This window comes from Streptomyces sp. NPDC058653 (assembly GCF_042716895.1).
GTDB lineage: Bacteria > Actinomycetota > Actinomycetes > Streptomycetales > Streptomycetaceae > Streptomyces.
Genome location: NZ_JBHXRM010000024.1, coordinates 33,039 through 51,920 on the forward strand (window position 1 = coordinate 33,039; position 18,882 = coordinate 51,920).

General features: G+C 70.6%; 14 protein-coding genes and 1 pseudogene. All 15 read right to left on the reverse strand.

What is annotated here, in order from left to right:
- Positions 1-200 precede the first annotated feature (200 nt).
- Entirely contained in the window at positions 201-1,718 is a 1,518-nt protein-coding gene (locus ACFWU9_RS21030) for a PH domain-containing protein (RefSeq protein ID WP_384320519.1), read from the reverse strand.
- Positions 1,715-2,212 carry a PH domain-containing protein gene (locus ACFWU9_RS21035; protein WP_384320521.1) on the reverse strand — a complete coding sequence of 166 codons (498 nt, stop codon included), beginning with the start codon at positions 2,210-2,212 and terminating at the stop codon, positions 1,715-1,717. The genes ACFWU9_RS21030 and ACFWU9_RS21035 overlap by 4 nt, the downstream gene beginning before the upstream one ends.
- Positions 2,213-2,216: 4 nt before the next feature.
- Positions 2,217-3,896 carry a glucose-6-phosphate isomerase gene (pgi, locus tag ACFWU9_RS21040; RefSeq protein ID WP_384320523.1) on the reverse strand — a complete coding sequence of 560 codons (1,680 nt, stop codon included), beginning with the start codon at positions 3,894-3,896 and terminating at the stop codon, positions 2,217-2,219.
- A gap of 69 nt (positions 3,897-3,965) precedes the next feature.
- Positions 3,966-5,177 (reverse strand): MFS transporter, encoded by a 1,212-nt coding sequence (locus ACFWU9_RS21045; protein ID WP_384320637.1) that lies wholly within the window; start codon positions 5,175-5,177, stop codon positions 3,966-3,968.
- A 207-nt stretch (positions 5,178-5,384) separates the two neighbouring features.
- Positions 5,385-5,720, reverse strand: coding sequence for an RNA polymerase-binding protein RbpA (locus ACFWU9_RS21050; RefSeq protein ID WP_003957010.1), 336 nt, complete (start codon positions 5,718-5,720; stop codon positions 5,385-5,387).
- Between the two features lie 181 nt (positions 5,721-5,901).
- On the reverse strand, positions 5,902-6,132 hold the full coding sequence (gene secG / locus ACFWU9_RS21055) for a preprotein translocase subunit SecG (protein ID WP_189108754.1): 231 nt from the start codon (positions 6,130-6,132) through the stop codon (positions 5,902-5,904).
- Positions 6,133-6,275: 143 nt separating this feature from the next.
- Positions 6,276-7,076, reverse strand: a complete 801-nt coding sequence (tpiA, locus tag ACFWU9_RS21060; protein WP_384320525.1) for a triose-phosphate isomerase — start codon at positions 7,074-7,076, stop codon at positions 6,276-6,278.
- 7 nt (positions 7,077-7,083) lie between these two features.
- On the reverse strand, positions 7,084-8,295 hold the full coding sequence (locus tag ACFWU9_RS21065; RefSeq protein WP_384320527.1) for a phosphoglycerate kinase: 1,212 nt from the start codon (positions 8,293-8,295) through the stop codon (positions 7,084-7,086).
- Between the two features lie 159 nt (positions 8,296-8,454).
- A complete protein-coding gene (gene gap / locus ACFWU9_RS21070; protein WP_384320529.1) occupies positions 8,455-9,459 on the reverse strand; it encodes a type I glyceraldehyde-3-phosphate dehydrogenase in 1,005 nt (334 codons plus the stop codon).
- A gap of 334 nt (positions 9,460-9,793) precedes the next feature.
- Positions 9,794-11,986, reverse strand: a pseudogene (locus tag ACFWU9_RS21075) (M14 family metallopeptidase); the annotation flags it as partial.
- Positions 11,987-13,053: 1,067 nt separating this feature from the next.
- Positions 13,054-14,043 (reverse strand): DNA-binding protein WhiA, encoded by a 990-nt coding sequence (gene whiA / locus ACFWU9_RS21080; protein ID WP_023542507.1) that lies wholly within the window; start codon positions 14,041-14,043, stop codon positions 13,054-13,056.
- Positions 14,034-15,068 carry a uridine diphosphate-N-acetylglucosamine-binding protein YvcK gene (gene yvcK / locus ACFWU9_RS21085; RefSeq protein ID WP_384320531.1) on the reverse strand — a complete coding sequence of 345 codons (1,035 nt, stop codon included), beginning with the start codon at positions 15,066-15,068 and terminating at the stop codon, positions 14,034-14,036. The genes whiA and yvcK overlap by 10 nt, the downstream gene beginning before the upstream one ends.
- Positions 15,065-16,114: an RNase adapter RapZ gene (gene rapZ / locus ACFWU9_RS21090; protein WP_384320533.1), complete on the reverse strand. Its 1,050-nt coding sequence runs from the start codon at positions 16,112-16,114 to the stop codon at positions 15,065-15,067. The genes yvcK and rapZ overlap by 4 nt, the downstream gene beginning before the upstream one ends.
- Positions 16,107-18,200, reverse strand: coding sequence for an excinuclease ABC subunit UvrC (gene uvrC, locus ACFWU9_RS21095; protein ID WP_384320535.1), 2,094 nt, complete (start codon positions 18,198-18,200; stop codon positions 16,107-16,109). The genes rapZ and uvrC overlap by 8 nt, the downstream gene beginning before the upstream one ends.
- A gap of 85 nt (positions 18,201-18,285) precedes the next feature.
- Entirely contained in the window at positions 18,286-18,714 is a 429-nt protein-coding gene (locus ACFWU9_RS21100) for a Rieske (2Fe-2S) protein (protein ID WP_384320537.1), read from the reverse strand.
- Positions 18,715-18,882: the final 168 nt, after the last annotated feature.

The following is an 18,882-nucleotide window of genomic DNA, read 5'->3' on the forward strand; positions in this document are numbered from 1 at the left end:
GCGCCGCGGGGCCGGGCGGGGGGGGGGGGCCGGCGCCCGCCCCCCCCCCCACCCCCCCCCCGCCCCGCACCCCCCCCACGGCCGAAGGCCGTACGGGGCCCCAGGTCGGAGCCCCCCCCGCGGCGGAGCCGCATATCGACACTGCCGGAAGGGGCGGGGAGGGGAACAGCCCCGCCCCGCCCCCAAACCCCCAACCCCCGCTACTCCTCCAAGAACCGCTCCAACAACCCCGGCACCGCCTCCCCCGCGAACCCCAACCCCTCCCCTTCCGCCGCGTCACGCACGTGATACGCCCCCTCCCCCGCCGCCGTCGTCGCCGTCAACGTCACGAGCCCCGCCCGGCGTTGGAAGTACGACTGCTTCACCGTCCACCCGATGACCCCGCCCCGCTGCAACGCCACCGTGGAGCGCCGCACCGTCCCCGACCGTGCGATCAGGTACTCCCCGCTGAGCCCGTGCCCCAGACTGCGGTACGCGTCGAGCCCGAGCGCCACCGCGATCGGCACCAGCACCACCCCGCAGGCGGCAGCGATCGGCAGCATGACGTCACTCACGAGCAGACCGAGGACCACCAGCACCAGGACCGGCACCAGCGCGGCCCCCACGGCCCACCGCAGCCGCCGCCCACGCGCCGCGAGCGGGTGCGGGGTCAGTCCGGCCGCGCTCGTCGGGGACGACGTCTCGCGCAGGACCCGCGCCGCGACCTCGTCCGCGACGGCCTTCGGCGCGGCCGGCAGCAGCGTCTTGAGGTCGGTGTGCTTGTCGTCGTCGTCCTGGGTGAGCCCCGTCGCGACCGCGTCGACCCGCGCCGCCCCGACCAGCCGCACACCGATCGGCTCCACCAGCTCCACGCCCCGCAGCCGCCGCTCCTCTATGGAGACGGACCGCGAGGTGAAGAGACCGCGCCGCACCCGCAACGTGCCACCGGGCTCGCGCTCCAGCCGGTAGTTCCACCACATCTCGACCCAGAGGCCGAGCGAGCCGACCACACCGGCGAGGAGCGCCGCCGCCAGGAGTACGACGACCGTCACGAGGATCGAGGTGTCCCGGAACCGGTCGCCGATCCAGACGAGCACCTCGTGCTGGACACCGAACCACTCGCCGACCTGCATCACACCGCCCGCCGCCGCGCCGCCCATCAGCGGCGCGACGAAGGAGAGGGGGGCGTACCGGATCCAGCCGGGGTCCAGAACGGACAGCATGCCCTCCGGGTGCGCCCCCGCGTCTGCCCCGGCGGGCGCCCGGCCGAGCAACTCCGTACGGAGCAGCTCTCCCTCCGCGCGGGTGACCGGGTCGAGCTCCAGGGTGGATTCGCCGCCGGTGTGCTCCCCCGTACCGATACGGACCTTCACCAGGCCGAGGATCCGCAGGAGAGGATTGGCGGTGAGGTCGACGGTCCTTATCCGTTCGCGTCCCAGCGAGCGGCGTTTGACCAGCAACAGGCCCGTGTGCAACTCGGCCCTGTCGGTGCCTATTCGGTAGCGGGTACGGCGCCAGCGGACATAGTCCGCGCCCGTACCGCCGGCGATCAGCAGCAGGGCCGCGGGCAGCACCCAGGCGAGCGCGCGCCCCACCCCCATCCCGCCGGCCAGTCCGATCGCGGCCGGCACGCCCGCTCCGCCCGCGACACCCGACATCACCGCGGCGGTGACCAGCAGGGTGCGCTTGTCGAGCCTGCGCCACCCCTCCTCCGGCGCGGGCACCGCGAGCGTGCTCATGTCGCGTCACCGGGTGTCGCCTGGGTTATGTGCGTCAACTGCTCGGCCAGCTCGGCCGCGAGCTCGTGGTCGAGCCCCTCGATCCGTACCGCCCCCTTGGAGGAGGCGGTGGTGACGATGACGGTGGCGAGCTTGAACATCTGCTCAAGCGGACCCCGGACGGTGTCCACGGTCTGGATCCGGGACATCGGCGCGATCCGCCACTCCTGCCAGAAGTAGCCGGTACGGACGTAGACCGCGTCGTCCGTCACCTCCCAGCGGTGCACCCGGAACCACCACATCGGCATGAGCACCGCGCAGGCCAGGCCCAGTACCGCGAGGACGGCGGCGGGCACCAGCAGCCAGACGCGGGCCGGGGCTATGAGCGCGCCCAGGACGGCGAGGACGGCCACCGGCGCCAGCGTGAGCAGCAGCCACTGCGTACGCCACCAGGCGACCGCCCTCTCGTTCAGCGTGTTGTTCGGCGGCCTGAGCCGCCGATCCCCCTCCGCCATCGGCTCAACGCCCCCGCAGCGCCCGGTACTTCGTGACCAGCTCGGCCGTCGACGCGTCCAGCGGCTTGTCCTGCGCGCTCTCGCGACCGCCGGCGATCTCGGTGAGGACCGGCTCGATCTGCTTGGCGAGGACCTTGCCGAGCTCGACGCCCCACTGGTCGAACGAGTCGATGTTCCACACCGCGCCCTGGACGAAGACCTTGTGCTCGTACAGCGCGATGAGCTGGCCGAGCACGGAGGGGTTCAGATTCCCGGCGAGGATGGTGGTGGTCGGGTGGTTGCCCCGGAACGTCTTGTGCGGGACGAGTTCGTCGGGGACGCCCTCGGCCCTGACCTCGTCGGGCGTCTTGCCGAAGGCCAGCGCCTGGGTCTGGGCGAAGAAGTTGGCCATCAGCAGGTCGTGCTGGGCGACGAGGCGGTGCGGCAGGTCGTCGACGGGCTGGGCGAAGCCGATGAAGTCGGCGGGGATGATCTTCGTACCCTGGTGGATCAACTGGTAGTACGCGTGCTGACCGTTGGTGCCGGGAGTGCCCCAGACGACGGGTCCCGTCTGCCAATCCACCGGCTCGCCGTCGCGGTCCACGGACTTGCCGTTGGACTCCATGTCCAGCTGCTGGAGGTACGCGGTGAACCGGGACAGGTAGTGGCTGTAGGGCAGCACGGCATGCGACTGGGCGTCGAAGAACGCGCCGTACCAGACCCCCAGCAGGCCCATCAGCAGGGGCGCGTTGGACTCGGCGGGCGCGGTGCGGAAGTGCTCGTCGACGAGGTGGAAGCCGTCGAGCATCTCGCGGAAGCGGTCGGGTCCGATGGCGATCATCAGCGAGAGGCCGATGGCGGAGTCGTACGAGTACCGCCCGCCGACCCAGTCCCAGAACTCGAACATGTTGGCCGTGTCGATACCGAAATCGGCGACCTTCTCGCCGTTGGTGGACAGCGCCACGAAGTGCTTGGCCACGGCCTCCTGACCGGCTTGGAGCTCGGTCAGCAGCCAGTTGCGGGCGGAGGTGGCATTGGTGATGGTCTCGATGGTGGTGAAGGTCTTGGAGGCGATGACGAAGAGCGTCTCGGCGGCGTCCAAGTCGCGTACGGCCTCGTGCAGGTCGGCCCCGTCGACGTTCGACACGAAACGGACCGTCAGATCGCGGTGGGTGAAGGACTTCAGCGCCTCGTAGGCCATCGCGGGCCCGAGGTCGGAGCCGCCGATACCGATGTTGACGATGTTACGGATGGGCCTGCCCGTGTGGCCGAGCCACTCGCCCGCCCTGACCTTCTCGGAGAAGTCGGCCATCTTGTCCAGGACGGCGTGCACGCCCGGCACCACGTTCTCGCCGTCGACCTCGATCACCGCGTCGCGCGGGGCGCGCAGCGCGGTGTGCAGCACCGCCCGGTCCTCGGTGGTGTTGATCTTCTCGCCGCGGAACATCGCGTCCCGCAGCTCGGCGACGCCGGTGGCCTCCGCCAGCTCACGGAGCAGCGTGAGCGTCTCGTCCGTCACGAGATGCTTGGAGTAGTCCAGGTAGAGGTCACCGACCTGGAGGGTGTAGCCGGTGCCGCGCGCCGGGTCCTCGGCGAACAGCTCCCGCAGATTCGTCTCCCCCAGCTGCTCACGATGCTTGCCCAGCGCGCTCCACTGGGGCATCCGGTTGAGCCTTGCGCGGCCTTCTGCCTTGTTCTCGGACATCTTGCTTCAGCCCACTTCTTCTCGTACGTGACTGCCTGCGTGAGTGCGGTGCCCAGCTGCCCTCCCAACCTAATTGATCAGAGCGCCGAGCGACGCGACAGCGAGCGTGAACGCACCGGCGGCCAGCAGCGCGGGCGTGTTCAGTCCCCAGGCCGCGGCGGCGAGGCCGCCGAGGAGCGCGCCGAAGGGTGCCACGCCGATGGCGAGCGTACGGAAGGCGGAGCTGATCCGGCCCAGCATCTCGGCCGGGCTCCGCTCCTGTATCAGCGTCGCCTGGTTGACGTTCCAGACCATGCCCATCACCCCGAACACCGCCATGACCGCGATCGCCACCCCGAGTTCACGAACGGTCCCCAGCACGACCAGCGCACAGGTCTGGACGATCCCGGCGACAAGGACGCTGCGGACGCGTCCGATCCGCAGGGCGAGCCGGGGCGCGACCAGTCCGCCGACGACACTGGCGGCGCCGTAGGCCGTGATCACCGCCGCGTACCCGCTGTTGCCCGCGTCCAGCCAGCCGGTCACATGCAGCACCAGCGTGGCGATCAGGGCGCCCATGCCGATGTTCGACAGGGCGGTCGCCACGGACAGGCCCCGGAGCGCGTTGTCCCGCCACAGGGCGCGCATCCCCTCCGCCATCTCCGCGCGCAGGGTGCTGCCCGCCGCCTTCGGGGCCCTGGCCGGCGCGTCGGTGCGCAGGGAGGCGATGAGCAGCGCCCCGACGACATAGGTGGCCGCGTTGGCCGCGAAGGGCGCGGAGGCGCCGAGGACGAGGAGCGCCGGGACCAGCGGGGCGGCCAGGAAGCCGCTCGCTATCTGCTGACCGGTCATGAGGCGGGCGTTGGCGCCGGCCAGCGTGTCCCGGGGGACGACGGAGGGCAGCAGGGCCGTGGCGGCGTTGTCGAAGAGGGTCTGGAAGGTGGTCAGCAGGAAGGCGAGGGCGAGCAGCAGCGCGATCGTGCCGTGGTCCAGGGCGACCGCGAGCGCGAAGCCCGCCATCAGTACGCCACGGGCGAGGTCGACGGCCCACATCGCGCGCCGCTGGTCGACCCGGTCGGCGACGGCTCCGCCCAGCAGTCCGAAGAGCAGCCAGGGCACATAGCCGCAGGCGGTGACCGAGGCGATGAGGAGGGGGTCGTCGGTCAACGAGGCGGCGAGCAGCGGCAGGGCGGCGGTACGCAGCGAGTCCCCGAACCGGGAGACGACGGCGGCGCTCCACAGCCGGCCGAATCCCCCGCGCCACGCGGGCACCCGGGCCGACGCCGCCGGGTCCCGGCCCACGCCCCGGGCCGCTTCTCCGGCCGCGCCGGCCGCCGTTCCGGCCTGCACCCCGGCTGTCGTCCCGGCCGACCCGTCCGTCGACTCGTCCGTCGTCACAACTCTCCCTCTCGGTCGTCCTGTTCGGACCGTAAGGGATGCCACTGACAATCGGCCGCCGGTGAGAACGGCACCGGCCGGGCACCTTTGGGTGTCCGGCCGGATCAATACTTAGATCTCGCCCCGCAGTTTGGCGAGGGCTTCAGCGAGGATCGCCTCGCCGTCCGCGTCGCTGCGCCGCTCACGTACATAGGCGAGGTGTGTCTTGTACGGCTCGGTGCGCGGTGGGTCCGGGGGGTTGTCCCGGTCCTGGCCGGCCGGGAATCCGCACCGTGGGCAGTCCCACGTGTCCGGAACCTGCGCGTCACTGGCGAAGCTCGGCTGCGTCTCGTGCCCGTTGGAGCACCAGAAGGAGATGCGCAGGCGTGGCGCGGACTCGCCACGCTCGGCCTCACCCATCGGCCCCGCTCCGACCCGGCTTCCCCGGATCGCGTTGCCACTTGCCACGGTCGTAACTCCCTGCGTGAATGGTGCCGCAAGCATCAAGCGTCGAGAGGCATCTCCGCTGTCGAGCGCCCCAGTCTACGTATGGCCCAACGCGCGTCCAGTGAGCGGAGTTACACCCCCCACCGCCGGGACGCAGGGCCTCATGATAGGCCGCGCCCCCGGCGACGTACTGTACGACCGGTCAGCTGTCCAGCTTCATCAGCAGACCGAGCACGACAATGCAGGCGAACCAACCCATACCGACCACGATGGTAATGCGGTCGAGGTTACGCTCGGCGACCGAGGAACCACCGACGGACGACTGCATGCCGCCACCGAACATGTCGGAGAGGCCGCCGCCCTTCCCCTTGTGCATCAGCACCAGCAGCATCAGCAGCAGGCTGAAGACGATCAGGGCGATCGAGAACCCCATAATCACGGCTGGACCCTACTTTCCGGAATTCTCTCGAAATGAATCGGGATTGGACGGGACTGCGAGGACAACGGGGGCCGGCGGCACATATGAGATACCGGTCGGCCCCCGCCAGGGTACGACGGATCCGCTCCCTCGCATACTTACTGGTCGCGGAACCTGACGATCTTGACGAACTCCTCGGCGTCCAGCGCCGCACCGCCGACAAGGGCTCCGTCCACATCGGCCTGGGCCATGATCGCGGCCACGTTCCCGGCCTTCACGGAGCCGCCGTACTGGATACGGACCCGGTCGGCCAGCTCCTGCGAGTACAGCTCCGCGAGGCGCGCGCGGATCGCCCCGCAGACCTCCTGGGCGTCCTCGGGGGTGGCGACCTCGCCCGTGCCGATGGCCCACACCGGCTCGTACGCGATCACGACGGACTCGGCCTGGTCGGCCGGGATGTCCTTGAGACCGCCGTCGAGCTGCGCGAGCGTGTACGGGACCTGCTCGCCCGCCTTGCGGACGTCCAGGCCCTCACCGATGCAGAGGATCGGGGTCAGCCCGTGCTTGAAGGCGGCCCGCACCTTCGCGTTGCAGATCTCGTCCGTCTCCGCGTGGTACTGACGTCGCTCGCTGTGACCGACGGCCACGTACGTGCACTTCAGCTTGGCCAGCATCGGTCCGGAGACCTCGCCGGTGTAGGCACCGGAGTCGTGCGAGGAGATGTCCTGGGCGCCGTACTTGATCTTGAGCTTGTCGCCGTCGACCAGCGTCTGTACGGACCGCAGGTCCGTGAACGGCACCAGGACGGCCGTCTCGACCGCGTCGTGGTCCTTCTCGGTCAGCGCGAAGGCGAGCTTCTGGACGTGCGCGATGGCCTCGAGGTGGTTGAGGTTCATCTTCCAGTTGCCCGCCATCAGCGGCGTACGGGCGGTCTTCTCGGTCGGGGTTGCAGCTGCCATCAGTAGGTCAGTCCTCCAGTGCGGCGAGGCCGGGAAGCGTCTTGCCCTCGAGGTATTCGAGGCTGGCGCCGCCACCGGTCGAAATATGGCCGAATGCGTTTTCGTCGAAACCGAGGATCCGGACGGCGGCGGCGGAGTCGCCACCACCGACGACCGTGAAGGCGTCGGAGTCGATCAGGGCCTGGGCGACGGCCCGGGTGCCCTCGGCGTAGTCGGGGTGCTCGAAGACTCCCATGGGACCGTTCCAGAAGACGGTCGTCGCGTCGGCGAGCTTCGACGCGTAGAGCCGGTTCGTCTCCGGACCGCTGTCCAGACCGATCTGGTCCGAGGGGATCGCGTCGACGGGGACGGTCGTCGGGTTCGTCGCCGCCTTCGCCTTGAGGTCGGGGAACGACGGCGCGACCAGCACGTCGACCGGCAGCACGAACTCCACGCCCCGCTCGTCGGCGCGCTTCAGATACTCCTGCACGGCCGGGATCTGGTCCTCCTGGAGCAGCGAGGCGCCGACCTCGTGGCCCTGGGCCTTGAGGAAGGTGTACGCCATGCCGCCGCCGATCAGGATGCGGTCGGCCTTCTCCAGCAGATGGTCGATGACGCCGAGCTTGTCGGAGACCTTGGCGCCGCCGAGGACGACCGCGTACGGCCGCGCGACGTCCTCGGTGAGCTTCTTGAGGACCCCGACCTCGGTGGCGATCAGACCGCCCGCCGCGTGCGGCAGCCGCGCCGGCAGGTCGTACACCGAGGCGTGCTTGCGGTGGACGGCGCCGAAGCCGTCGCCCACGTAGAGGTCGGCCAGCTCGGCGAGCCGGTCGGCGAAGGCGCCGCGCTCGGCGTCGTCCTTCGAGGTCTCACCGGGGTTGAAGCGGAGGTTCTCCAGGACGGCGACCTGTCCGTCCTTCAGGGCCCCGGCGACGGCCTTCGCGGAGTCGCCGACGGTGTCGGTCGCGAACGCGACGTCGGCACCGAGGAGTTCACCGAGCCGCGCGGCGGCGGGGGCCAGCGAGAAGGCGGGGTCGGGCGCGCCCTTCGGGCGGCCGAGGTGCGATGCCACGATCACCCGGGCGCCGGCCTCGGCGAGCCTGGCGACGGTCGGCTGCACGGCGCGGATCCGGCCGTCGTCCGTGATGGTGGTGCCGTTCAGCGGCACATTGAGGTCGGCCCGGACGAAGACGCGCTTGCCGGCGACCCCTTCGTCGAGAAGTTCGTCGATCGTCTTCATGTATCAGTGACTCCTTGAGAGCGGCTCCACGTCCCGCGACGTCCGCGAGCACACAGAAGAGCGAGCACGGCCAGCACACAGACGACAGGGCCCGGTCAGCGCCACGTCGCGCCGCACGAGCCCTGTCGTTCACATCGGGAGTTGCCTATCGGACCGCTGTCAGAGCTGACCGCCGACGAAGGTGGTCAGGTCGACCAGCCGGTTCGAGTAGCCCCACTCGTTGTCGTACCAGCCGATGACCTTCACGCTCTTGCCCTGGACCATGGTCAGGGAGGAGTCGAAGGTGCAGGAGGCCGGCCAGTTCACGATGTCCGAGGAGACGATCGGGTCCTCGGTGTACTCCAGGAGACCTTTCAGCTGCCCCTCGGCGGCCTTCTGGAACGCGGCGTTGACCTCGTCCTTGGTCACCTCGCGCTCCAGCTCGACGACCAGGTCGGTGACGGAGCCCGTCGGGACCGGGACGCGCATCGCGATGCCGTCGAGCTTGCCCTCCAGCTCCGGGATCACCAGGGCGGTCGCCTTGGCGGCACCCGTGGTGGTCGGAATGATGTTCTCGGCGGCGGCACGGGCGCGGCGCAGGTCCTTGTGCGGGAAGTCCAGGATGCGCTGGTCGTTGGTGTACGCGTGGACCGTCGTCATCATGCCCTTGACGATGCCGAAGTTCTCCAGGAGAACCTTGGCCATCGGCGCCACACAGTTGGTGGTGCAGGAGGCGTTGGAGATGACGTGGTGGTTCGCCGCGTCGTACTTGTCCTGGTTGACGCCCATCACGATGGTGATGTCCTCGTCCTTGGCCGGAGCCGAGATGAGGACCTTCTTGGCGCCGCCCGCGATGTGCTTCTCGGCGTCGGCCTTCTTGGTGAAGATGCCGGTCGACTCGATGACGATGTCGACGCCCAGCTCACCCCAGGGGATGTCGGCCGGGTTGCGCTCGGAGAGCACCTTGAACGTCTTGCCGTCGACCGTGATCGTGTCGGCGGTGTTGCTCACCTCTGCCTTGAGGCGGCCCATGATCGTGTCGTACTTCAGCAGATGGGCGGTGGTCGCGGTGTCACCCAGGTCGTTGACAGCCACGATCTCGATGTCCGCACCCTGCTCCAGCAGCGCGCGGAAGTAGCTACGACCGATGCGGCCAAAGCCGTTGATGCCTACGCGGATCGTCACGAACCGATCTCCTCGTTGGTACGCCGGGTTTCGACGCCGGCGAGTGCGTATGGGATGTCCCCGACCACTTATGACCCTACCTCTCCCCGGGGGCCACGGTGACACCGAGTGGCCCCTACCGACCGGCGGCGCCCCGTACCGCCCGGTAGGGGTACGGGACGCCGCCGCGGGGTTGACGCGGTGCCGGTGGCGCTCGGCGCGGTCAGCGCCGGAGGGCGCGCAGCGCCTTCCCGAGCAGCGCCGCGCGCCGCTCCGTGTCCGTGACCTGCTCAAGCCCGAAACCGAGCAGGACGGTGTCCCTCGTGGTGACCGCCGCCGCGCCGGTGCCGATGTCGTACGTCCCCGCCGCCGCGCTGGTGAACTGCGGGAAGGCGTCCGGAGGGAGTACGGAGGAGGTGACGGTGTACGTACCGGCCTGGTCCAGCGGGTTGCCGGGGGCCGCGCCGAGCGGTCCCGTTGCCCCGAGGAGCGCGCCGGCCCCGGTGAAGCCGGTGGCGCCGGCGGTGGAGGAACGGCCGTACGCGCCCAGGTAGTACTGGCTGAAGTCGTTCGTCTGCGTCCGGCCGACCTGCGCGTTCCCGCCGGCCCGCTCGCCCGCCTCGATCAGCTTGCCGCCCTCGTTCAGGAAGTCGCGGACCGAGATCTGCGTATCGCCGTCCGAGGTGACCGCGCCGGTGTGGTGGAGGACGGTGGAGAAGTGGCCGAGGACGCCCAGGTGGTGGGGCGCTCCCTGCGTGGCCACGTCCCAGACGACGGCGGTACGGCCGTTGGCCCGCAGCGCGTCGACGTACGCCTGCGCGTGCTGAGCGGGCGCGCCCTCGTCGGCGATCACGAGGGTGTCGGCCCTGGGGCGCTCGGCGACGGTGTAGGTGAAGCGCTCGCTCGTGGTGCGCTTGCCGCTCTTCGTACGGCCGGTGAACCAGACGTCGACGCGGTCGCCCGGGTCGGCGTCCTCGATCTCGGCGCGGTACTCGTCGAAGTGGAGGTTGTCCTCGCCGCCGTAGGTCTCACCGCCCTTCCAGGCGCGGAGGTCCTCGTCGTGCGTCCGGCCGCCGTTGATCCGGTAGTTCAGCTCCTTGTCCCGCACCGACTTGCGGGCGGTGACGGCGACTTCCTGGTCGGCGCCGCGCGCGTAGGAGGTGGTGAAGGTGTCGGGGGTGAAGTCGGGGGCGCTCAGTCCGACCGAGGAGGACGGCTGGTCGGGGTGGGCGGCGGTCTCCGCGACGGAGAGGGCGAAGGGGATGTTCTTGGCGAACTCCGCCTGGATCAGCTTCTCGTCGTCGGGGAAGTTGAAGCCGGACTGGCAGTCGTCGGCCTCCCAGGCGTCGTCGGGAATGCTGTCGGACACGGTCTCGCAGGTGGTCATCTCCGGGGTGAACATCATGATCCCGTTGACGTTCGCACCGTGTCCGTCGGCCTCGCCGTTGGTGGTGTAGAGCTCGGAGGAGACCTGCGGGTAGTAGCCGGGGACGGCGGAGTTCTCGGGGGTGCCGGCGAGCGACCGGTAGAGGACGTCGTCCGGGGTCGGGGTGGCGACCTGCCAGCCGACGCCGTAGAGGAGCAGTTCGGCGGCGGAGTGGTAGTTGATGCCGTAGTCGAACTTGACGCGCTTCTGGAGGCGGTCGATCGCCTGGGTCTCGGGCTCGGAGCCGGGGGACGCGCCCCGGTAGGTCTCGCCGGTGGGCTGCGGGGACGAACCCTCGTTGTCGTAGCCCCACTTGTAGGTGAAGTTACGGTTCAGGTCGATACCGTCGCCGCGGCTGATGACGCCGTCGCCGTTGACGTCCCGGAGGTTCTTGCGCCAGAGGCGGTTGGCGTCGGCGGCGTGGGTCCAGTCGTAGCCGTCGGGGTTGGCGGAGAGGACGAACCACAGCTCGGTGGAGTCGACGATCTTCGTGATCCTCGGGTCCTTGCCGTAGCTGTCCAGATAGTGGTGCATCAGCCGCCGGGTCATCTCCGGGGTGATCCACTCCCGGGCGTGCTGGTTGGACATGTAGAGCACGGAGGGCTTGGCGCCGTCCTTGCTCCTGTCCGCGCCCTTGGTGAGCTTGAGCGCGAGGATGTCCTTGCCCTGGACGGTCTTGCCGATGGAGACGACCTTGGTGAGGCCGGGGTGTGCGGCGCCGGCCTCGGTTATCTCCTCCTGGAGACCGCCGGGACCGCTGTACGGGCGGTAGACACCGTCCCCCGCCGCCTTCAGCCGGGATTCCGTTTTCGCGGTGATCTTCCGCTCGGTGAGGTCGACGCCCTGGGTCTCCAGGCGGTCCGCCTGGCCGTCGGTGAGGAACAGCTCGACCTCCGCCCTGCCGCCCTTCGGCACCGATTCGCCCAGTTCGTGGGCGTCCTGGCCGGCCGCGAGGAGCAGCGGCACCTGCTCGGCGGTGACCTCGGCGTCGAAGACCTTCAGGGTGTCCTCGGCCGCCGAGGACGTGTCGGTGGCCGTCTCGGCCTGTGCGCCGGGTGCGGCGGTGATTCCGCTCAGCAACAGTGCGCCCGCCGCGAGTACGGCTCTCGCTCCGCGTCTCATGTGCCCCCCTTGCTGTGGTCCGCCACAGGCGTGACGGGACGCGGCCAGGCTCGCCAACCCACATGCCCATGTCAAGACCCCCCTAAAGCCCAAGCAAAGCCCTGCGGACGGCTCCTGGGGCGGGCGGCTGCGGCTGATGTCCCGCTTGAGCGGCAGCGCTCGGGGGGTGCTCCGGGTGGGTGCGTTCCCGACGGACCTGTCCTGGCTGGGCGCGCCCGAACGGCGGGGTCCGGATCGATGCGTCCATGTCCGGCGCGCCCTCGTGGCTGGCGCGCCCTTGGCGGGGCGCCCCCGCCGGACGTTCCCGGCCCGCGCGTCCCGATCGACACCTTCATGGCCGACGCGCCCTCGGTGGGCCGCCGTTGACGAGACGTTCCCAAATGGCGCGTCCCGACCCGCTCGCGTTCGCTACTGGCGCGCCCTTGGCGGGGCGCCCCCGGCGGACGTTCCCGGCCGGCCTGTCCTCGCCGGGCGCACCGGAACGGCGCGTTCCGACCCACATGTTCGTGGCTGGGTGTTCCAATCCGCGTTCGCCGCAAGCGCGCTCCGACTGGCGCCTCCATGGCCAGCGCGCCCCGGCCTCCGCGTCCTCGTCAAACGCCTCAATCGGCGCTCCCGATCCACCCGTTCGGGATCGACGCATTCCTGGCCCGCACACGCGGCCCGCCGCGCACTCGATGGGGCGTCCGGAGCCCGATGGTTCCGGCCGACGCATCCCCGCTGGCTGCACCGCAGAGGCGCGTTCCGATCAGCGCGTTCATGGCCAGCGCGCTCCAGCTGGCGCGTCCGCAGCTTTCGCGTCCTCGTCAACCGCCTCAATCGGCGTTCCCGACCCACGCATTCGGGATCGACGCGTTCCCGGCCGGCGCGCTCCGGTCGGCGCAACCTCGCCGGGGCGTCCCCGGCGGACGTTGCCGACCCGGACGGTTCCGGTCGGCCTGTCCTCGCCGGGCGCATCGGAACGGTCTGGTCCGATCCGCGCGTACATAACCGGCGCGACCTCGCTGGGGCGTCCTCACGGACGTTATCGATCCACCCGCCGGCGCACTCCGGCCCGTGGTGGGGTCTCAGCCGACCAGGCCGTCCGCCATCTCCTCCGACAGCGTCGACTCCGTTCCCGGAATGCCCAGGTCCTGCGCCTTCTTGTCCGCCATCGCCAGCAGTCTGCGGATACGTCCCGCCACCGCGTCCTTGGTGAGGGCCGGGTCCGCGAGCGCGCCCAGCTCCTCCAGTGACGCCTGCTTGTGCTCCATCCGCAGGCGGCCCGCCGCGGCAAGGTGTTCGGGGACCTCCTCGCCCAGGATCTCCAGCGCCCGCTGCACCCGGGCCCCGGCCGCCACCGCCGCGCGGGCCGAGCGGCGGAGATTCGCGTCGTCGAAGTTGGCGAGGCGGTTGGCCGTCGCGCGGACCTCGCGGCGCATCCGCCGCTCCTCCCACGCCAGCACCGACTCGTGCGCCCCGAGCCGCGTCAGCAGCGCGCCGATCGCGTCGCCGTCCCGTACGACGACCCGGTCCACGCCGCGTACCTCACGCGCCTTGGACGGGATCTGCAGCCTGCGGGCCGCGCCGACGAGTGCCAGGGCCGCCTCCGGTCCCGGGCAGGTCACCTCCAGGGAGGAGGAGCGCCCCGGCTCGGTGAGCGAGCCGTGGGCGAGGAACGCGCCCCGCCAGGCCGCCTCCGCGTCACACGTCGCTCCGGAGACCACCTGGGGCGGCAGTCCGCGGATCGGCCGGCCTCGGCCGTCGACCAGTCCCGTCTGACGGGCCAGCTGGTCACCGCCGGTAATCACCCGTACGACGTAGCGACTGCCGCGGCGGAGCCCGCCGGGGGCCATCACCACCAGTTCGGAGTTGTGCCCGAAGATCTCCAGGATGTCCTTGCGGAGCCGGCGCGCGGCGATGCTGGTGTCCAGCTCCGCCTCGATCACAATGCGTCCGCTCACCAGATGCAGACCACCCGCGAACCGGAGAATCGCCGAGACCTCCGCCTTCCTGCAGCACGTACGGGTGACGGGAAGCCGGGCGATCTCGTCCTTCACCGCTGCCGTCATCGCCATGGGCCGATCCTTCCATGCATCCGAAAAATACGGTCGTACGCGGCGGCCAACAGTTCCGGGTCGTGCTTCGGAAGTCCGTCGGGTCGGGCCACGGGAGCCAGCTCGACCGCGGCACCGAGCCGCATCGCGGCGTCGGAGAGTGATTCGCTGTCGGGCACGGCGGCCTCGTCGGCCAGCACCACGTCCAGGGCGAGTTTAGGGGCGTGTCGTCCCAAAACCTCCAAATGACGCTGCGGTGAGAAGCCATCGGTTTCACCGGGTTGCGGCGCGAGGTTCAGCGAGAGGACCCGGCGGGCCTTCGTCTCCACGAGCGCGTCGAGCAGCTCGGGCACGAGCAGATGGGGGATCACCGAGGAGAACCAGGAGCCCGGACCGAGCACCACCCAGTCCGCGTCGAGGACGGCGGCGACGGCCTCGGGGACCGCCGGCGGGTCGTTCGGCACGAGGTGCACGGACTGCACCTCGCCCCTGGTCAGGGCGACCGTGGCCTGGCCCCGTACGGTGTCGATCTCGTCCGGGCGGTCCGGGTCGTGGCCCCGTACGAGCGCCTGGAGCTCCAGCGGCACCGCCGACATCGGCAGCACCCGGCCATGGGCGCCGAGGAGCTTGCCGACCAGGTCCAGGGCCAGGACATGGTCACCGAGCTGCTCCCACAGGGCGACGATCAGCAGATTGCCGACCGCGTGTTCGTGCAGGTCGCCCTTGGACTGGAAACGGTGCTGGATGACCCGGGCCCAGGTCTGGCCCCAGTCGTCGTCGCCGCACAGCGCCGCCAGCGCCTTGCGCAGATCACCGGGCGGCAGGACGCCGAGCTCCTCCCGGAGCCGGCCGCTGGAGCCGCCGTCGTCGGCGACCGTGACAACAGCCGTCAGATCGCCGGTGATCCGGCGCAGCGCCGTGAGCGAGGCGGACAGCCCCATGCCGCCGCCCAGCGCGACGACCTTGGGCTGGGCGCCGCGGCCCCGGCCTGCCAGCGCGGGCGTGTCCCTGCGCAGCCGTCGCAGCCGGAAGTTGCGTCCGGTCACTCGCGCCCCAGGTCCCGGTGGACGACCACGGTCTCGATCCCCTCGCCCGCCAGCCGGGCACCCAGCTTCTCCGACATGGCGACGGAGCGGTGCTTGCCGCCGGTGCAGCCGACGGCGACGGTCACATAGCGCTTGCCCTCACGGCGGTAGCCGCTCGCGATCAGCTCGAGCAGTTCGGTGTAGCGGTCCAGGAACTCCTTCGCGCCCGGCTGGTTGAAGACATAGCCCGACACCTCCTCGTTGAGGCCGGTGAAGGGGCGCAGCTCGGGGACCCAGTGCGGGTTCGGCAGGAAGCGGCAGTCGACCACGAGGTCGGCGTCGACCGGCAGGCCGTACTTGTAGCCGAACGACATGACGGTGGCGCGCAGCTCCGGCTCCTCGTCGCCGGCGAACTGGGCGTCCATCTTGGCGCGCAGCTCGTGGACGTTGAGGCTGGAGGTGTCGATCACCAGGTCGGCGTCGCCGCGCAGCTCGCGCAGCAGCTCGCGCTCGGCCTCGATGCCGTCCACGATGCGGCCGTCGCCCTGGAGGGGATGCGGTCGGCGTACCGACTCGAAGCGGCGGACCAGGGCCTCGTCGGAGGACTCCAGGAACACGATGCGCCGGGTGACCTGCTTGGCGTCGAGGTCGGCGAGCGACTCGCGGAGGTTGTCGAAGAAGCGGCGTCCACGGACGTCGACGACCACGGCGATCCGGGCCACGTTGCCCTGCGAGCGGGCGCCGAGCTCGACCATGGTGGGGATCAGGGCGGGGGGCAGATTGTCCACCACGAACCAGCCGAGGTCCTCAAGACACTTGGCGGCCGTGCTGCGGCCCGCTCCGGACATCCCGGAGATGATCACCAGCTCCGGGATGGCGGGCTCGGGGACGGGCTCCACGGACTCGTCGGTCCCCTCAGCCCTCGCGGTTCTCCCGGTGCCTTCGAGGGGCTCCCCGGCGTTCTCCCCGGTGGTCTTCCCGCCCGTGTCCTGTGCCGCCCCCTCCGCGCTCTCCTTCGGTTCGCCCGTACTCACGTCCGCCACTCCGTCCCGGTCTCGCTCAGTCATGCGTGCTGCCCCCGTCGTCTTCCATGATCTCTCCTGTCGCCGTGTTCACAGCGGGCGCGGCCGGTGCCGTCCGGGCGAGGGCCACGGCCACGGACTCGGCCGTCTTGCGCCCGAGCCCCGGCACCTCGCAGATCTGCTCGATTGTGGCCTGCCGGAGCTTCTTCACCGAGCCGAAATGCTTGATGAGCGCCTGTTTCCGGGTCTCGCCGAGGCCGGGGACGTCGTCCAGAGGGCTGGTGCGGATGCGTTTGGCCCGCTTGGCCCGCTGATAGGTGATGGCGAAGCGGTGGGCCTCGTCACGTACGCGCTGGAGAAGGTACAGCCCTTCGCTGGAGCGGGGCAGCACCACGGGGTCGTCCTCGTCGGGCACCCAGACCTCTTCGAGGCGTTTGGCGAGGCCGCAGACGGCGACGTCGTCGATGCCGAGCTCGTCCATGGCCCGTTTGGCCGCGGCCACCTGTGGCCGGCCGCCGTCGACGACGACGAGCTGGGGCGGGTACGCGAAGCGCTTGGGCCTGCCGTCGTCCTCCTTGAGGGACGTCTGGAGGGGGTGGTCGTCGTGCCCGTCCTCGCCCGGGGCCGTGGGGTGCTGGGCGGTCCGGTCCGGGGAGGCCGGGTCCTCGGGGGACCCGTTCCGCCCGTCGGCGCCCTCCTCCTCCGTCCACTCGCCCGTCCGCTCCTTCTCGGCGAGGTAGCGCTTGAAGCGCCGGCCGATCACCTCGTGCATGGAACGGACGTCGTCCTGGCCCTCGAAGCCCTTGATCTGGAAGCGGCGGTACTCACTCTTGCGAGCGAGGCCGTCCTCGAAGACGACCATCGAGGCGACGACGTCGTCCCCCTGGAGGTGCGAGATGTCGAAGCACTCGATCCGCAGCGGCACGCTGTCCAGCCCGAGCGCCTGCGCGATCTCCTCCAGCGCCCGCGAGCGGGTCGTCAGGTCGCTGGCCCGCTTCGTCTTGTGGAGGGCGAGCGACTGCTGGGCGTTACGGCCCACCGTCGCCATCAGGTCCTTCTTGTCACCGCGCTGGGGGATCCGCAGCGAGACGTGCGAGCCCCGGCGCTCGCTCAGCCACTGGGCGAGCGCGTCGGTCTCCCGCTGGTCCTCCGACAGGGCCGGGACGAGGACCTCCTTGGGAACGGAGTCGCCGATCTCCTCTCCGTACAACTGCTGGAGCGCGTGCTCGACCAGGCCCGCCGTGTCGACCTCCTCGACCTTGTCCGTCACCCAGCCGCGCTGGCCGCGGACACGGCCGCCGCGGACGTGGAAGATCTGTACGGCCGCCTCCAGTTCGTCCTCGGCGACGGCGATGAGATCGGCGTCGGTGGCGTCGGCGAGGACGACGGCGTTCTTCTCCATCGCCCGGCGCAGCGCCCCTATGTCGTCGCGCAGCCGGCCCGCCTTCTCGTACTCCATGTCCTCGGCGGCGTCCGCCATCCGCTGCTCCAGACGGCGGATGTAAGCGCCGGTGCGGCCGGCCATGAAGTCGCAGAACTCCTCGGCCAGTTGGCGGTGCTCGTCCGGGGTGACACGGCCGACGCAGGGCGCGGAGCACTTGCCGATGTAGCCGAGGAGACAGGGCCGGCCGGTGCGCTCGGCGTTCTTGAACACCCCAGCGGAGCAGGTCCGTACGGGAAAGACCCGGAGCATCAGGTCGACGGTCTCGCGGATGGCCCAGGCATGGCCGTACGGACCGAAGTAGCGCACGCCCTTCCTCTTGGCGCCGCGCATGACCTGCACGCGCGGGAATTCCTCGTTGAGGGTGACGGCGAGATACGGATAGCTCTTGTCGTCGCGGTACTTGACGTTGAACCGGGGGTCGTACTCCTTGATCCACGAGTACTCCAGCTGGAGCGCCTCGACCTCGGTGGAGACGACCGTCCACTCGACGGAGGCCGCCGTGGTGACCATCGTGCGCGTGCGCGGATGAAGATTCGCCAGGTCCTGGAAGTAGCTGGAGAGCCGGGGGCGCAGGCTCTTGGCCTTCCCGACGTAGATCACCCGGCGGTGATCGTCGCGGAACCTGTAGACCCCCGGGGAGTCGGGGATCTGTCCCGGCTTGGGGCGGTAGCTGGAGGGGTCGGCCATGTCTTCCACCCTACTTCCGGGCACCGACAGTGTGGCCGCGCCGGGTGGGGTCGGAGAGGGTGTCGTGCGGTCCGGGAGGGGGCGCTCAGGCGTCCGGGCCCGCGACGAGCCTGCCGTCCTTCGCGCTGATCGGCACCTCGGGCAGCGGCACCGTCGCCGGGCCCTTCGTCGCCCTGCCCGTCGTGACGTCGAACCGGCTGCCGTGGCAGGGGCAGTTGCCCTCGTTGCCCTCCAGCTTCTCCAGCAGACAGCCCGCGTGGGTGCACTGGGCGCTGAACGCCTTGTACTGGCCCTCGGCGGGACAGCTCACCACCAGGCGCGCCTCCCGGTAGAGCTTCGCACCGCCGACCGGCACCGCGTCCGCCGCGCCGAGATCGACCGGTGCCGTCGGGGTGGGCTCCTCGGCGTGGCCGAGCTTCGACTCGGTGGAGCACGCGGCCACGCCGGCACCGGCCGCGCCGGCGAGGGCGACCCCCTTCAGGACGGTACGACGGGGGGTGGGCCGGGCGGGCATGGTGTCTCCACTGGTCGGAAGGCTGGCGCTGTCATCGACCCTACCCGTGGCGATTCCGGCGCCCGGCGGGGGCACCGGACGCTGACCGTGCCCCGGCACCGCGCACGGACGGCCGCGCACCGTACGGGGCCGGCCGCGCACACGCTGTCGCGTGTGGGGACGATGGGT

Bases quoted from the DNA above. Each gene is read 5' to 3' on its own strand.
- ACFWU9_RS21035 (WP_384320521.1), bottom strand. From the start codon at position 2,212: ATGGCGGAGGGGGATCGGCGGCTCAGGCCGCCGAACAACACGCTGAAC.
- ACFWU9_RS21100 (WP_384320537.1), bottom strand. From the start codon at position 18,714: ATGCCCGCCCGGCCCACCCCCCGTCGTACCGTCCTGAAGGGGGTCGCC.
- ACFWU9_RS21065 (WP_384320527.1), bottom strand. From the start codon at position 8,295: ATGAAGACGATCGACGAACTTCTCGACGAAGGGGTCGCCGGCAAGCGC.
- ACFWU9_RS21030 (WP_384320519.1), bottom strand. From the start codon at position 1,718: ATGAGCACGCTCGCGGTGCCCGCGCCGGAGGAGGGGTGGCGCAGGCTC.
- tpiA (WP_384320525.1), bottom strand. From the start codon at position 7,076: ATGGCAGCTGCAACCCCGACCGAGAAGACCGCCCGTACGCCGCTGATG.
- uvrC (WP_384320535.1), bottom strand. From the start codon at position 18,200: ATGGCCGACCCCTCCAGCTACCGCCCCAAGCCGGGACAGATCCCCGAC.
- secG (WP_189108754.1), bottom strand. From the start codon at position 6,132: ATGGGGTTCTCGATCGCCCTGATCGTCTTCAGCCTGCTGCTGATGCTG.
- rapZ (WP_384320533.1), bottom strand. From the start codon at position 16,114: ATGACTGAGCGAGACCGGGACGGAGTGGCGGACGTGAGTACGGGCGAA.
- whiA (WP_023542507.1), bottom strand. From the start codon at position 14,043: ATGGCGATGACGGCAGCGGTGAAGGACGAGATCGCCCGGCTTCCCGTC.
- pgi (WP_384320523.1), bottom strand. From the start codon at position 3,896: ATGTCCGAGAACAAGGCAGAAGGCCGCGCAAGGCTCAACCGGATGCCC.